Origin of the sequence: Lelliottia sp. RWM.1 (assembly GCF_016859735.1) — a bacterium.
GTDB lineage: Bacteria > Pseudomonadota > Gammaproteobacteria > Enterobacterales > Enterobacteriaceae > Enterobacter.
The window spans coordinates 1-14,405 of sequence record NZ_WLVC01000008.1 but is presented as its reverse complement, the minus strand read 5'-3'; the positions used below and the strand labels follow the sequence as shown (position 1 = coordinate 14,405).

The 14,405-nt window shown below is 49.4% G+C and carries 15 protein-coding genes and 6 tRNA genes; 11 read left to right on the top strand and 10 right to left on the bottom strand.

Annotated elements, in window-relative coordinates:
• Positions 1-48 precede the first annotated feature (48 nt).
• Positions 49-810: a sulfate transporter CysZ gene (gene cysZ / locus GF617_RS08850; RefSeq protein ID WP_203451519.1), complete on the bottom strand. Its 762-nt coding sequence runs from the start codon at positions 808-810 to the stop codon at positions 49-51.
• Between the two features lie 230 nt (positions 811-1,040).
• On the opposite strand from cysZ, the gene zipA reads away from it, so the two are divergent.
• From zipA to GF617_RS08835, 3 genes are all read left to right on the top strand, one after another.
• Positions 1,041-2,012 (top strand): cell division protein ZipA, encoded by a 972-nt coding sequence (zipA, locus tag GF617_RS08845; protein ID WP_181620314.1) that lies wholly within the window; start codon positions 1,041-1,043, stop codon positions 2,010-2,012.
• Positions 2,013-2,081: 69 nt separating this feature from the next.
• On the top strand, positions 2,082-4,097 hold the full coding sequence (ligA, locus tag GF617_RS08840) for an NAD-dependent DNA ligase LigA (protein WP_203451518.1): 2,016 nt from the start codon (positions 2,082-2,084) through the stop codon (positions 4,095-4,097).
• Between the two features lies 1 nt (position 4,098).
• Positions 4,099-4,314, top strand: a complete 216-nt coding sequence (locus GF617_RS08835; RefSeq protein WP_203451517.1) for a putative quorum-sensing-regulated virulence factor — start codon at positions 4,099-4,101, stop codon at positions 4,312-4,314.
• On the opposite strand, the gene GF617_RS08830 is transcribed toward GF617_RS08835, so the two are convergent.
• Positions 4,311-5,306 carry a bile acid:sodium symporter family protein gene (locus tag GF617_RS08830; RefSeq protein WP_181620311.1) on the bottom strand — a complete coding sequence of 332 codons (996 nt, stop codon included), beginning with the start codon at positions 5,304-5,306 and terminating at the stop codon, positions 4,311-4,313. The two genes, GF617_RS08835 and GF617_RS08830, sit on opposite strands and share 4 nt — an antisense overlap.
• Positions 5,307-5,395: 89 nt before the next feature.
• On the opposite strand from GF617_RS08830, the gene GF617_RS08825 reads away from it, so the two are divergent.
• Positions 5,396-6,337 (top strand): LysR family transcriptional regulator, encoded by a 942-nt coding sequence (locus GF617_RS08825; RefSeq protein ID WP_181620310.1) that lies wholly within the window; start codon positions 5,396-5,398, stop codon positions 6,335-6,337.
• Here the strand turns inward: GF617_RS08825 and GF617_RS08820 are convergent.
• Together GF617_RS08820 and GF617_RS08815 are read right to left on the bottom strand one after the other, a co-directional pair.
• On the bottom strand, positions 6,328-6,669 hold the full coding sequence (locus GF617_RS08820) for a FlxA-like family protein (RefSeq protein WP_181620309.1): 342 nt from the start codon (positions 6,667-6,669) through the stop codon (positions 6,328-6,330). The two genes, GF617_RS08825 and GF617_RS08820, sit on opposite strands and share 10 nt — an antisense overlap.
• An 84-nt stretch (positions 6,670-6,753) precedes the next feature.
• The gene (locus GF617_RS08815) at positions 6,754-7,518 is read right to left on the bottom strand and encodes an outer membrane protein OmpK (protein ID WP_181620308.1); all 765 of its coding nucleotides are present in this window, start codon (positions 7,516-7,518) and stop codon (positions 6,754-6,756) included.
• A gap of 293 nt (positions 7,519-7,811) precedes the next feature.
• Between GF617_RS08815 and xapA the strand changes: the two genes are divergently transcribed.
• The 4 genes from xapA to GF617_RS08795 are packed head-to-tail and all read left to right on the top strand — an operon-like array spanning position 7,812 to position 11,093.
• The gene (gene xapA / locus GF617_RS08810) at positions 7,812-8,636 is read left to right on the top strand and encodes a xanthosine phosphorylase (RefSeq protein ID WP_203451516.1); all 825 of its coding nucleotides are present in this window, start codon (positions 7,812-7,814) and stop codon (positions 8,634-8,636) included.
• A 60-nt stretch (positions 8,637-8,696) separates the two neighbouring features.
• Entirely contained in the window at positions 8,697-9,953 is a 1,257-nt protein-coding gene (locus tag GF617_RS08805) for a nucleoside permease (protein ID WP_181620306.1), read from the top strand.
• Positions 9,954-9,995: 42 nt separating this feature from the next.
• Complete coding sequence (locus GF617_RS08800; RefSeq protein ID WP_181620305.1) at positions 9,996-10,154, top strand: DUF1427 family protein; 159 nt, start codon at positions 9,996-9,998, stop codon at positions 10,152-10,154.
• A gap of 51 nt (positions 10,155-10,205) precedes the next feature.
• The gene (locus tag GF617_RS08795; RefSeq protein WP_181623813.1) at positions 10,206-11,093 is read left to right on the top strand and encodes a LysR family transcriptional regulator; all 888 of its coding nucleotides are present in this window, start codon (positions 10,206-10,208) and stop codon (positions 11,091-11,093) included.
• A 50-nt stretch (positions 11,094-11,143) separates the two neighbouring features.
• Here GF617_RS08795 and GF617_RS08790 read toward each other — a convergent pair.
• The 4 genes from GF617_RS08790 to GF617_RS08775 all read right to left on the bottom strand — a co-directional run bounded on the left by GF617_RS08790 (position 11,144) and on the right by GF617_RS08775 (position 11,521).
• A tRNA-Lys gene (locus GF617_RS08790) sits at positions 11,144-11,219 on the bottom strand.
• 4 nt (positions 11,220-11,223) lie between these two features.
• Positions 11,224-11,299 (bottom strand) — tRNA-Val (locus GF617_RS08785).
• A 29-nt stretch (positions 11,300-11,328) separates the two neighbouring features.
• Positions 11,329-11,404: transfer RNA gene (locus tag GF617_RS08780), tRNA-Val, on the bottom strand.
• A gap of 41 nt (positions 11,405-11,445) precedes the next feature.
• Positions 11,446-11,521 (bottom strand) — tRNA-Val (locus GF617_RS08775).
• A 258-nt stretch (positions 11,522-11,779) separates the two neighbouring features.
• Here GF617_RS08775 and gltX point away from each other — a divergent pair.
• On the top strand, positions 11,780-13,198 hold the full coding sequence (gene gltX / locus GF617_RS08770; protein ID WP_181620304.1) for a glutamate--tRNA ligase: 1,419 nt from the start codon (positions 11,780-11,782) through the stop codon (positions 13,196-13,198).
• Between the two features lie 35 nt (positions 13,199-13,233).
• On the opposite strand, the gene GF617_RS08765 is transcribed toward gltX, so the two are convergent.
• The gene (locus GF617_RS08765; RefSeq protein WP_203451515.1) at positions 13,234-13,632 is read right to left on the bottom strand and encodes a YfeC-like transcriptional regulator; all 399 of its coding nucleotides are present in this window, start codon (positions 13,630-13,632) and stop codon (positions 13,234-13,236) included.
• 1 nt (position 13,633) lies between these two features.
• Entirely contained in the window at positions 13,634-13,996 is a 363-nt protein-coding gene (locus GF617_RS08760) for a YfeC-like transcriptional regulator (protein ID WP_203451514.1), read from the bottom strand.
• 217 nt (positions 13,997-14,213) lie between these two features.
• Here GF617_RS08760 and GF617_RS08755 point away from each other — a divergent pair.
• Together GF617_RS08755 and GF617_RS08750 are read left to right on the top strand one after the other, a co-directional pair.
• Positions 14,214-14,289, top strand: a tRNA-Ala gene (locus GF617_RS08755).
• A 40-nt stretch (positions 14,290-14,329) separates the two neighbouring features.
• A tRNA-Ala gene (locus GF617_RS08750) sits at positions 14,330-14,405 on the top strand.

The window sequence follows — 14,405 nt, the reverse complement described above, 5'->3', positions numbered from 1 at the left end:
ATGGAATAAGGGGCGGCATAAGCCACCCCTGTTTTACACATTTTTGCATTACTTCCATAACGCGTGCTTAGCACGGTAGCAGTCCACCCACATGGCGGTAGCACCACAAACAGCGACTGGCATGATGAACAGGTTGAGCACGGGAATCATAGTGAACAGACTTGTCAGTGCACCGAACTGCATATTGGCTACTTTCTGCGTGCGCAGGGCTGTGCGCATCTCTTTAAACGGTACTTTGTGGTTGTCAAACGGGTAGTCGCAATACTGGATAGCCAGCATCCAGGCGCTGAACAGGAACCACAAAACGGGGGCGACCGTCTGACCGATGCCTGGGACAAAATAAAGAATCAGCAGGACAACGGCGCGGGGCAAATACCATGCGAATTTCTGCCACTCGCGTTTCATGATGCGAGGAATATCTTTCATTAGCCCGAGAACACCGGTATCAGGCGGTGTAGCACCGGTCAGGCGCGCTTCTAATTGTTCTGCCAGCAGGCCGTTAAACGGGGCGGCGATCCAGTTGGCAATCGTCGAGAAGAAATACCCGAACACCAGTAAAACAGAGAGCACCATAATGGGCCACAACACGTAGCTCAACCATTGCAACCAGTCAGGCACATGGCTCATTAAGGAAGGAACCCAACTTTCCAGTTTTGTGAAAAGCCACCAGAAAGCGCCACCCATGAGGAGAATATTGATCAGCAGAGGCAAAATGACGAAGCGTCGGATGCCTGGCAGGGAAACGAGTTTCCAGCCCTGAGAGAAATAATGGAACCCGATACGAGGGGCCGATGTTGATGTTGAAACCATAACCAGGCTGTACTCCTTTTTTCACAACCAGTGGAATTGCCCGACTATATTATCCAGTTATGGACCAATCACCAGTTCGGAAATGTTCGAAAAAACAGCAAAAAGCACGATTTAGTTCATCTTTATGCTGTGAATGCTCCGCCTGCACTTGCGCTTGACGTAATCGACAAATACTCTTAGGGAGTAAATGTTTGCCGTGGTGGCAAGGTGTTAGAACAACAGAGAATATAATGATGCAGGATTTGCGTCTGATATTAATCATTGTTGGCGCGATCGCCATAATCGCTTTACTGGTACATGGTTTCTGGACCAGCCGTAAAGAGCGTTCCTCTATGTTTCGCGATCGCCCACTGAAGCGCATGAAGTCTAGTCGTGACGATGATGACGGTGACGACGACATCGACGATAGCGAAGACGACGGCGTGGGTGAAGTCCGTGTTCATCGGGTCAATACTGCGCCCGGCGCAGGTCATGGGGAGCATGAAGCACCTCGTCAGCCTCCGCAGCACCAGTATCAACCGCCGTATGCTTCTGCACAGCCTCGCCATCCGGCGTCGCAGCCTGTGGAAGAACCGGTACGCCAACCGCCGCCGCAACCCGTGCACCATCAGCCTGTTGTGCAGCAACCTGTGCAACAGCAGCCTGCACAACAACCCGCAGTGCAACAACCACAGCCGCAACCTGCGCAGGTACAACCTGTACAACAGCCAACACCAGCTCCGCATATTGAGCCGGAACCGGTCATCGTTGAAGAAGCGCCTGTTGTTGAAAAGCCGCAGCGTAAAGAAGCGGTTATTATCATGAACGTGGCCGCACACCATGGCAGCCACCTCAATGGTGATGTGCTTCTTAACAGCATTCAACAGGCAGGCTTTAAGTTTGGCGATATGAATATTTTCCATCGTCACTTGAGCCCGGACGGTAGCGGACCTGCGTTGTTTAGCCTGGCAAATATGGTCAACCCAGGGACGTTTGATCCGGAAATGACCGGTGATTTTGTCACACCTGGCATCACTATCTTTATGCAAGTGCCGTCCTATGGTGACGAACTGCAGAACTTTAAGCTGATGCTGCAGTCTGCTCAGCACATCGCTGATGAAGTCGGTGGCGTGGTACTTGACGATCAGCGTCGTATGATGACGCCGCAGAAACTGCGCGAGTATCAGGACCGCATCCGCGAAGTTAAGGAAGCCAACGCGTAACTGTTGCGTTTTCTTCGACTCCCTCTCAACCCCCGCATGTCGGGGGTTTTTGCTCATTGATGGTGCGATATGGACTCAATCGAACAACAACTGACTCAACTGCGAACCACGCTTCGCCATCATGAATATCTGTATCATGTTATGGATGCACCGGAGATCCCGGATGCCGAGTACGATCGCCTGATGCGCGAGCTACGCGAGCTGGAAACCCGACATCCAGATTTGATAACTCCTGATTCACCTACTCAGCGTGTTGGCGCAGAACCGCTTGGAGCATTCAGTCAGGTACGCCACGAAGTTCCAATGCTCTCGCTGGACAACGTATTTGATGAAGAGAGCTTTCTGGCGTTTAACAAACGCGTACAAGACCGGCTGAAAAGCAGTGAGACGCTGAGCTGGTGTTGTGAGCTAAAACTTGATGGCCTGGCCGTCAGTATTCTCTATGAAAATGGTGTCCTGGTGCGTGCCGCCACACGTGGCGATGGCACGACAGGTGAAGACATCACGACCAACGTCAGGACTATCCGTGCTATTCCGCTGAAGCTGCGAGGTGAGAACATCCCTGCGCGTCTGGAAGTTCGTGGAGAAGTGTTCCTGCCGCAAGCGGGATTCGAGAAAATCAACGAAGAGGCGCGACGTACCGGTGGGAAAGTGTTTGCTAATCCGCGTAACGCGGCGGCAGGCTCTTTACGTCAACTGGACCCACGTATTACAGCGAAGCGACCGCTTACTTTCTTTTGCTACGGCGTGGGTATTTTGGACGGTGGCGAGCTTCCGGACACCCACCTGGGGCGTTTGTTGCAGTTTAAGGCGTGGGGCTTGCCGGTAAGTAACCGTGTACAGCTTTGCGACTCTCCGGAAGCCGTCCTGGCGTTTTACCACAAAGTTGAAGAAGACCGTCCGATATTGGGTTTTGATATTGATGGTGTCGTCATCAAGGTGAATTCGCTTGAATTGCAGGAGCAGCTAGGGTTTGTGGCACGCGCACCGCGCTGGGCTGTTGCCTTCAAATTCCCGGCGCAGGAGCAAATGACGTTTGTGCGTGACGTGGAGTTCCAGGTTGGCCGCACCGGGGCCATTACTCCAGTTGCTCGTCTGGAGCCTGTGCAGGTTGCGGGTGTGCTGGTGAGTAATGCCACACTGCACAATGCCGATGAGATTGAACGTCTGGGCCTGCGGATTGGCGATAAAGTGGTGATTCGCCGCGCGGGTGATGTGATTCCACAGGTAGTGAATGTCGTCGAATCAGAACGCCCGGACGATACGCGCGCCATTGAGTTTCCAACCCATTGCCCGGTTTGCGGCTCGGACGTTGAGCGCGTTGAAGGCGAAGCCGTTGCGCGCTGTACGGGGGGATTAATCTGCGGTGCGCAGCGTAAGGAGTCGCTGAAGCACTTTGTCTCGCGTCGGGCGATGGATGTTGATGGCATGGGGGACAAAATTATCGATCAACTGGTCGAGAAGGAGTACGTCCATACCCCAGCCGATCTGTTCAAACTCACGGCAGGTAAACTCACCGGGCTCGACCGCATGGGACCAAAGTCAGCGCAGAATGTTGTCAATGCGTTGGATAAAGCGAAGGAAACCACATTCGCCCGTTTCCTCTATGCACTGGGAATTCGCGAAGTAGGCGAGGCGACGGCGGCAGGACTGGCAGCCCATTTCGGTACGCTTGATGCGCTGGAAAAGGCGAGCCTTGACGAATTACAGCGTGTTCCAGATGTCGGCATTGTTGTTGCTACACATGTCTTCAACTTCTTTGCGGAAGAGAGTAATCGTGAGGTGATTGGTAAGCTGCTGGAAGAGGGGATCCACTGGCCTGCGCCTGTGGTGGTGAATGCAGAAGAGATCGACAGCCCGTTTGCGGGTAAAACCGTTGTGCTGACAGGCAGCCTTAGCCAGCTTTCCCGTGATGACGCTAAAGCGCGTCTGGTTGCGCTAGGGGCAAAAGTTGCGGGCAGTGTATCGAAGAAAACCGATCTGGTGATTGCTGGCGAGGCCGCGGGCTCCAAACTTGCCAAAGCGCAGGAACTGGGCATCGCGGTGATAGACGAAGCAGAAATGCTGCGTCTGTTAGGAGAGTAACGTGGAGAAAGAACAGCTCATCGAAATCGCCAATACGGAAATGCCTTTCGGTAAATACAAAGGTCGCAGGCTGATTGACGTACCAGAAGAGTATCTGCTGTGGTTTGCCCGTAAGGATGGATTTCCGGCCGGGCATCTTGGTGAACTGATGGTGTTAACGTTACTGATTAAAACTGAGGGGCTGACGCAACTGGTTCAGCCCCTGAAACGACCTTAAGCTTTGGCGGCGCGGGTCTCTTCCTGCGCCTGCTTTTCTGTCTGGCGTTTATAGCGACGAGCCAGCACCGCGCACACCATGAGCTGGATCTGATGGAAAATCATCAGCGGCAATACCATCATCCCAATTACCGAGGTCGGAAATAGAATGTTGGCCATCGGGATGCCGTTTGCCAGGCTCTTTTTCGACCCGCAGAAGACGATGGTGATTTCATCGGCTTTGTTAAAGCCGCATCTGCGTGCCACAAAGATGTTCACCGCAATTACAATTGCCAGCAGGATGAGACTGACCACGACAATAAACAGCAGTGAGCCTGCGCCGACCTTATGCCAGATCCCATTCACCACTGCTTCACTAAACGCGGAGTAAACCACCAGCAGAATCGATGTTTGGTCCGTTTTTGAGATCCACTTCTTGTGTTTTGCCACGAATGCCCCGGTCCAGGGACGAGAAAGGTGTCCAAGCACGAATGGCAGCAGCAACTGTAGACAAATTTTACCCACCTGCTCCAGATTGCCTTCTGCACCGTGCATATTCATCAACAGGCCTACCAGCAGCGGTGAGACGAAAATGCCCAACAGACTGGAGGCTGATGCCGAACAGACCGCAGCAGCCACATTCCCACCAGCCAGTGATGTGAATGCAATTGCAGACTGAACGGTGGCCGGCAGAATGCATAAATAGAGGAAACCAGTATAGAGAGCAGGATCAACGTTGACGGGCGCCCACCAGGCAAAGAGCACACCCAGTATTGGGAATAAAATGAAGGTGCTGCACATTACCCACAGGTGCAACCGCCAGTGGCCGCCGCCAGCGATAATGGCTTCGCGGGAGAGCTTGGCTCCGTGCATAAAGAACAACAGGGCAATTGCCGCGGTCGTCAGGCCTTCAAAAAAAGGCACAAAACTGCCACGAGCCGGGAAGAAGGAAGCCAATAAAACGGTGATAACCAGGGTAAGCGTAAAAGGATCAAGGATGCGAAAGAGTTTCATAGTGACTCCTGAAAGCAGAGATCGCTATTGTGCTTTTTTCCATTTGAGAAATAAAATAGATTTATTGCATCCATTCATGAATAAAACAGATGAATTATTCACTCCGTCAGCTTCGTGTTTTTGTCACCGTTGCTCATGCCCGCAGTTTTAGCCGGGCAGGGGAGATGATCGGATTAAGTCAGTCAGCCGTCAGCCACAGCGTTAAAGAGCTGGAGAGCCAAACCGGTGTGCGATTGCTGGACAGAACAACACGCGAAGTCGTGCTCACCGATGCCGGGCAGCAGTTGGCTATACGTCTGGAAAGACTTCTTGATGAGCTTAACAGTACGCTGCGGGATGTGGGGCGGCTCGGACAACAACTGTCGGGAACTGTGCGAGTGGCGGCGAGCCAAACGATATCGGCACATCTCATCCCGCAATGTATTGCGGTAGGTGGTCATCTTTATCCTGATATTGAGTTTGTGCTGCATGACAGACCTCAGCAATGGGTTCTGGAAAGTATCCGTCAGGGGGATGTGGATTTTGGGATCGTTATTGATCCGGGAAGGGTAAGCGATCTCGAAACAGAGGTTGTGCTATCGGAACCTTTCCTGCTGCTTTGCAGGGACGACGATCCACTCGCGAAGTTATCGCAAGTGTCCTGGCAGGCGCTGCAAGGTGCGAACCTGGTGCTTCAGGATTATGCCTCCGGTAGCCGCCCGCTGATCGATGCTGCATTGGTTAGCCAGAAAGTGGATGCCACAATTGTTCAGGAGATTGGCCATCCGGCAACGCTTTTCCCGATGGTTGAAGCGGGGATCGGGATAAGTGTTTTACCTGCGCTCGCGCTTCCCCTGCCTCAGGGGAGTCGCTTAGCAGTAAAACGTTTTGTGCCCACTATCGAACGTAAATTGATGCTGGCGAGACGGAAAAACCGCTCTCTGTCTGGTGCGGCTCAGGCGATCTGGGAAGTGGTGCGTATACAGGCCCAGAAATTAACTGAGGCCCGCATACGCGACCCACTCTTTAATCCAACTGACTATCAGATATAGATATCAATTTGATTGCCATCAGTGGGTTTGTTAACCCCTTCGGCTTTAGTGTGGTTCTGTTCTTGTTTCTTTTGTGCTTCTTCGGCCTGCTGGCGCTGTAACTGCGCCAGTTGCGCCTGGAGCATTTTTATTTGCGCCTGAATCAGATCCTGCTGCTTTTTCTTGTCTTCCGCGCTACCGCTACCGTTTGCAACATCTTTCAACTGCTGAGTCAGCTTGGTGATCTGTGAGGTGATACGGCTGATTTGCGATGAAATGCTGTTGCCACTTGAACTACTGCTCCCACTGCTGTTGGTCTGAATTGAGGGAGTTGATGCCTGAATTGTCGTCATGTTGTTTCCTCTCGCCATAAAATAGAGGTATCGGCATATCAATGATTAGCTTGAGTAATACTGCTATTTCTGGCAGGTGAAACATCAAAAATTAAATTTAACCGAGTAGATCAGACCATCCTGGTACAATGCTTCTCCTAATTTGTCATCGGCATAGCGATACTGAATCCCCGCGGTCAGATGTGGGGTGGCGTTCCACCAGAAGGCCACAGCACCATTAAGACCTTCTTTGCCACCATTTCCTGCACCATAGTGTGCATCACGATCAAATTCATATTCGTTCCAGTTAGTTAGCGTAAATTTCTCGCTGCCGAGCGAGAAGGTGTAACCTGAAACCCAGCCCAGGACGTAGCCATTATTCCCGGTGTAATAGGTTTGATCAGTATAACGTTTTGCAAAGAATGGCTTGAACCAGTATCCGTTACCCGTGAAGTTATAGCCTATGCCATAAAGAAACATATCATCATGGAAATTTGAACGATTGGGTGAGCCATACGTACCGTATGCATGAAGGTAGAGATTAAGCCCGGTATCACCAAGATAAATACGATTTGTATTTTTAAAGGTGTATCGCTGCTCACTTCCTGGTTTATCGTGACGGCCGTTATAAAAGTTTTCCCAGTCGAAAAAACCGTAAGTTTCGCCCCAGCTAAAGTTTGCCCCACCTTCCAGTTCGAGATAACCGAAATCATCTTTATGTGATTTTGTTGATGTGCTTTCTGTTGTTCGGTTGGACCAGTCAAGATAATGAATCCCAATGTCAGCAAAACCTCTAATAAACTCTGCCTGGCTCATGCCAGGAAACGTAACAAGGGAAACGATACCTAAGGCTTTTAATGTTTTATTCATTATAAATATCCATATTGATTTTTTTTACAATAAGAGGTAATTGATTTGTTAGGGTGTAATAAAATTCATGTTCTTTTTTATTAAATGACTGATAAATGATTTTTACCAATATTTATTTTTAACGGATTGATATTGTAAAAATATCAAATGGTAGTTATTTAAGAAAATGGGATTGATACTTAAATGATATGGATTAAAAGAGCAAAGTGTATTGGTCACGCAGGGGGCTCTGTCGGTATAAATCAGTAACATTACGATCGAATGATCGCGTGTTACACCTGAAAGGAACCCTTATGACTTACTCTAATAATCCATCATATTGCGTCGATATTATTCGTGCCCATAAACCTGATTTTACTCCACGAGTCGCTTTTATCCTCGGCTCTGGCCTCGGCGCATTAGCCAGCCAGATTGAAGATGCGGTTGCCATCTCTTACGAAAAATTACCGGGCTTCCCTGTTAGCACGGTACACGGACATGCTGGTGAGTTGGTTTTGGGTCATCTGGCTGGTGTTCCTGTCGCGTGCATGAAAGGTCGCGGTCATTTTTATGAAGGGCGTGGCATGACCATCATGACCGATGCTATTCGCACCTTCAAACTGCTGGGCTGTGAACTGTTGTTTTGCACAAATGCTGCGGGATCTCTGCGCCCGGAGGTAGGCCCAGGGAACCTTGTGGCACTGAAAGATCATATTAATACGATGCCGGGCACGCCGATGGTCGGTCTGAATGATGAACGGTTTGGTGAGCGCTTTTTCACGCTTGCTAATGCTTATGACGTTGATTATCGAGATGTTTTACAGGTCGTTGCTACGGAAGAGGGATTCCCGTTAAGTGAAGGTGTATTCGTTTCCTACCCGGGTCCTAATTTCGAAACCGCGGCCGAGATCCGCATGATGCAGATTATTGGAGGTGATGTCGTCGGCATGTCTGTTGTGCCGGAAGTTATCTCTGCTCGTCATTGCGGTTTGAAAGTGGTGGCTGTTTCGGCGATCACTAACCTGGCTGAAGGTTTAGGTGACGTGAAACTCTCGCATGAACAGACCCTGGCTGCAGCGGAACTGTCACGGCAGAACTTCATCAACCTGATTTGTGGTTTCTTACGCAAAATTGCCTGATTAAAAAACAACAATAAGGTGGCTTCTGTAGGGGCCACAATATCCGATGAGGGATGAAGTATGGGCATCACGACCCGATTAAAAATTATGTCCTTTATGCAATATTTTATCTGGGGAAGTTGGCTGGTTACCCTGGGTTCTTACATGATCAATACGCTTCATTTTACCGGGGCGAATGTTGGCATGGTCTATAGCTCAAAGGGTCTGGCTGCGATTATTATGCCGTCTCTGGTGGGTATCATTGCAGATAAATGGCTGAGGGCCGATCGTGCTTACATGATCTGCCATCTCGTGTGTGCAGGAGCATTATTTTACGCCGCTCAGGTCAATGAACCTGATCTGATGTTCTGGGTTATGCTGGTTAATGCAATGGCATTTATGCCGACCATTGCCTTGTCTAATACCATCTCATACTCCTGTCTTGAGCAGGCGAAGATGGACACGGTTACAAATTTTCCACCAGTCCGTGTTTACGGGACGGTTGGCTTTATTGTGGCAATGTGGGCCATCAGTCTGTTGGGCGTTGAACTCAGTAATATGCAACTCTACATTGCCTCGGGTTCTTCGCTTGTACTGGCGATCTATGCGCTGACATTACCTTCTATTCCGGTTGCTAAAAATAAATGTGCACAAACGCTGACCAGCAAACTTGGGCTGGATGCTTTTGTTCTGTTTAAGCAACCTCGCATGGCTATTTTCTTTCTGTTTGCGATGCTCCTGGGGGCGGTGTTGCAAATAACGAATACATTTGGTAGTCCATTCCTGCATGATTTTGCACGTAACCCGCTGTATGCAGAAAGCTTTATCGTTAAATATCCATCGATTTTACTGTCCGTCTCGCAGATGTCAGAGGTGTTCTTTATTCTGACAATACCCTTCTTCCTGAAGCGATTTGGCATAAAAACTGTAATGTTGATGAGCATGATTGCATGGATGCTACGTTTTGGTCTTTTTGCCTTTGGGGATCCTTCTGCATCAGGTTTTGTCCTGCTTTTATTGTCGATGATCGTCTATGGCTGCGCATTTGACTTCTTTAATATCTCTGGTTCTGTGTTCGTCGAGCAGGAAGTCAGTGCAGATATTCGAGCCAGTGCGCAGGGATTATTTATGACGATGGTTAATGGCGTAGGGGCGTATGTCGGTTCGATTCTTAGCGGAATGGCAGTGGACTATTTCTCTGTCGACGGTGTTAAGGATTGGCAGACTATCTGGTTATTATTTGCCGCTTATGCTCTGGGGCTCGCGGTAGTGTTTTTACTTTGTTTTAAATATAAACACCAGCGGACAAATGTTTCTTCTGGCGTTGTTGCTCATTAATTTATTGCGGGCTCATCGTGGGCCTGCATTTTTGGGGGTTATATGAAAGATATATTATTGTCATCGGGTATTGGCTTTGGCATCGGTGCATTATTTACATTCTGTCGCTTACCTATTCCTGCGCCAAATGTTTTGCCGGGTGTGTTATCTATTGTGTTTATGTATGTGGGATATCTTACCGTCAAATTTTTCCTTTCCTGATGATGTATGCTACGTTCCGTAGCGCAAATAAAATCAACAGGGCTCTTATTTATGGAACGAGTTTACCGGACCGATCTTAAACTACTACGTTATTTTCTTGCCGTAGCAGAAGAGCTCCATTTTGGACGAGCTGCAGCTCGTCTGAATATGTCTCAACCCCCTCTAAGCATTCATATTAAAGAGCTGGAAAATCAGCTTGGTACGCTTCTTTTTGTCCGTCATTCCCGCAGTGTTGTACTTACCTATGCGGGGAAAATTTTGATGGAAGAGTCCCGGCGGTTGCTGGAAAGCACAAATCAGGCTCTGGCCAGAGTTGAGCAAATTGGCAGGGGAGAAGCAGGTAAGATTGAACTGGGGGTTGTTGGTACGGCAATGTGGGGGCGTATGCGGCCCATGTTATATCGTTTTCTGAAGGAACACCCGAACGTTGATGTCACGTTTCGGGAAAAATCGCCGGTTATGCAAATGGCATTACTTGAGCGGCGTGAACTGGACGCGGGGATTTGGCGAATGGCCATCGAACCGAGCGTAGGGTTCACCAGTATTCGCCTGCACGAGGCTTCATTTTTGGTGGCTTTACCAGAAGACCACCATCTGGTTCATGAAAAGGCTATTTCACTCCGTGCACTGCAAAATGAGTATTTTGTAACGTTGCCTTCGGCACATTCGGACTGGGCTTTTTTACAACGTGTGTGCCAGCAGGCAGGTTTTTCTCCATTAATTGTCCGCGAGGCTGTTGAACCGCAGACGGTGTTAGCGATGATCAGTATGGGAATCGGTATTACACTGATCGCGGATAGTTACGCGCAGATGCAATGGCCTGGTGTTGTCTTTCGTCCGTTGGTGGAGAGAATTCCGGCTGATCTGTATGTGGTATATGACAGCCAGCAGGCAACACCTGCAGTGAAGTGTCTTATTGAGGTATTAACGCAGAAGTAATCAGAAAAGCCTTGATAGCAAAAAAGCGCCTTTAGGGCGCTTTTTTACATTGGTGGGTCGTGCAGGATTCGAACCTGCGACCAATTGATTAAAAGTCAACTGCTCTACCAACTGAGCTAACGACCCGAAATGGTGGGCGATGACGGGCTCGAACCGCCGACCCCCTCCGTGTAAAGGAGATGCTCTACCAACTGAGCTAATCGCCCATTTCGGAACTGCTATGATAAGGTGAGAATGGTGGGCGATGACGGGCTCGAACCGCCGACCCCCTCCGTGTAAAGGAGATGCTCTACCAACTGAGCTAATCGCCCAATCTCAATTCTTATCCACACTGCGAGTCTACCGAAGTAGATGGTGGGTGATGACGGGCTCGAACCGCCGACCCCCTCCGTGTAAAGGAGATGCTCTACCAACTGAGCTAATCACCCCCGCTGTGTGGAGTCGCATTATAGGGAGAGTTGAAAATGAGTCAACGCCTTTTCTAAAGTTTTTAATCGTTCGTCGTAAAATTAAACAAAACGATCGTGAAATGGACTGTGGCGCATGATTTCTAAACAAAAATAGCAAACGACACTCCGATAAAGGGAACAACATTGAGGAATTGCCTCACAGTGATAGAATATTGCCCATTGTTTTTCCCCCAGGATTTGCCGGTTATCGGCATCTTTATAACGTAAGGCCATTTCATGAAAATCAAAACTCGCTTCGCACCCAGCCCGACAGGCTATCTGCACGTCGGTGGTGCGCGCACTGCTCTCTACTCCTGGCTTTTTGCACGTAATCACGGCGGTGAGTTTGTGCTGCGTATTGAAGACACCGATCTTGAGCGCTCAACGCCAGAAGCAATCGAAGCCATCATGGATGGGATGAACTGGCTGAATCTGGAGTGGGATGAAGGTCCGTACTTCCAGACGAAACGTTTTGACCGTTACAACGCAGTAATCGATGAAATGCTGGATGCGGGTACGGCATATAAATGCTATTGCTCGAAAGAACGTCTGGATGCGCTGCGTGAAGAGCAGATGGCGACCGGTGAAAAACCGCGTTATGACGGACGTTGCCGCCATGATCACAGCGAGCATGCTGCCGATGAGCCTTGCGTTGTACGTTTTGCTAACCCGCAAGACGGCTCTGTTATCTTTGATGACCAGATCCGTGGCCCGATCGAGTTCAGCAACCAGGAGCTGGACGATCTGATCATCCGCCGTACCGACGGTTCCCCAACCTATAACTTCTGTGTGGTTGTTGACGACTGGGATATGGAAATCACTCACGTAATTCGTGGTGAAGACCATATCAATAACACTCCACGTCAGATCAACATCCTGAAAGCACTGAATGCTCCAGTTCCGGTCTATGCACACGTTTCTATGATCAACGGTGATGATGGCAAAAAACTGTCCAAGCGTCATGGTGCTGTCAGCGTAATGCAGTACCGCGACGATGGCTATCTGCCAGAAGCGCTGTTGAACTATCTGGTGCGTCTGGGCTGGTCCAGCGGTGATCAAGAGATCTTCAGTCGTGAAGAGATGATCAAACTGTTCTCCCTGAATGCTGTCAGCAAATCAGCCAGCGCGTTTAATACCGATAAACTCCTGTGGTTGAACCACCATTACATTAACACCATGCCCCCAGAGTATGTTGCGACGTACCTGCAATGGCATATTGAGCAGGCAAATATCGATACCCGCAATGGTCCGCAACTGGCTGATCTGGTGAAACTGCTTGGTGAACGTTGCAAAACGCTGAAAGAGATTGCAGAAAGCTGTCGCTATTTCTATGAAGAGTTTGATGAATTTGATGCCGACGCGGCGAAGAAACATCTGCGTCCAGTCGCACGTCAACCGCTGGAAGTGGTGCGCGACAAAATTGCGGGAGTGGCAGACTGGACTGCTGAAAATGTTCACCAGGCAATTCAGGCAACAGCAGATGAACTGGAAGTTGGGATGGGCAAGGTTGGTATGCCTCTGCGCGTCGCGGTGACAGGCGCTGGTCAATCACCAGCCCTTGATGTCACCGTGCATGCTATTGGAAAATCCCGCAGCATTGAGCGTATTAATAAAGCACTGAACTTTATTGCTGAGCGCGAAAGCCAACAGCAATAAGCTGATAAAAAAACGGCAGGGTAACCTGCCGTTTTTTATACTGTAGTTTCAGCAATCCCTAAACGGGATAAAAATCCCTGGATCCCCTCTCGTGCCAGTAAAATGGCAAGCCGTTCTTGCTCTACCGGGGTCATGTTCTCCAGAGCGTCGGTAATCTGACGTAGTACGTTTACAGGTTTGGCATCTCCATACCGATTTGGCGTTTCTGCAATCTGATGATAGACAGCCTGACGACTGCGAATGGCCGGTAGATTAATTATATGCTCACGAACACGCGCATCAATGTGGATTAATCGTGCTCGTCCACCTTTGACACCATTAATACCTTCTGTTTTCCATCCTTTTTGCCGTATCCATCGATTAACGGTTTGTTTGACAACACCCAGGCAATCAGCCAGTTCTTCCGTGGTCATTTTGCTGCGTAATCTATTCATATCAATTCTGGTCGCGAATCCCTAAACGTTGCAACAATCCGGTTATCCCTTCCCGCACTATCAGAGATGTCAGCTGTTTTTGCTCATCCGGCGTCATTTCATTCGCCAGCGTCTGGAGTAAAGTATGAAGTGAGCTGCCATGGCAGGTGCTTTCTGGTATGTCTGGTGCATCTGATACCTTGCGAGCGCTGTGAATAAATTCTCTGACTTTTTCATTCACATGAACCAGGCGTGCTTTGCCTCCCTGTACTCCAGGTTTTGGCGATGTTACCCAACCCTCTTTGCGTACCCATTTATTGATGGTCTGGCGGCTATAGCCAGTGAGCAGAGAGAGCTCTTCTGGCGTCATTCGTTCCTTGATCATTCAATTACCTGAATATCCGTAGGGTTAATTAGTGGTTCATTTTATAGCACCGTTTTACGTGAAAACGTGACAGGCTTAACTCCTGGCTGCGAGCAGCCTCGCAAAGTGTTTTATTTGCCTGATTTTTCGGCAATTGAAAGAGAGTGTTCGAATTTGCCGTTGACACGTAGCGGTGGAATTCATATTATGCCGCCCGTCAACATGACAGCTTTACGATGGGGCTATAGCTCAGCTGGGAGAGCGCTTGCATGGCATGCAAGAGGTCAGCGGTTCGATCCCGCTTAGCTCCACCAAACTCTGAACCCAACAGAGAGTGGTATGTAAAGTGATTGTGGGGCTATAGCTCAGCTGGGAGAGCGCTTGCATGGCATGCAAGAGGTCAGCGGTTCGATCCCGCTTAGCTCCACCA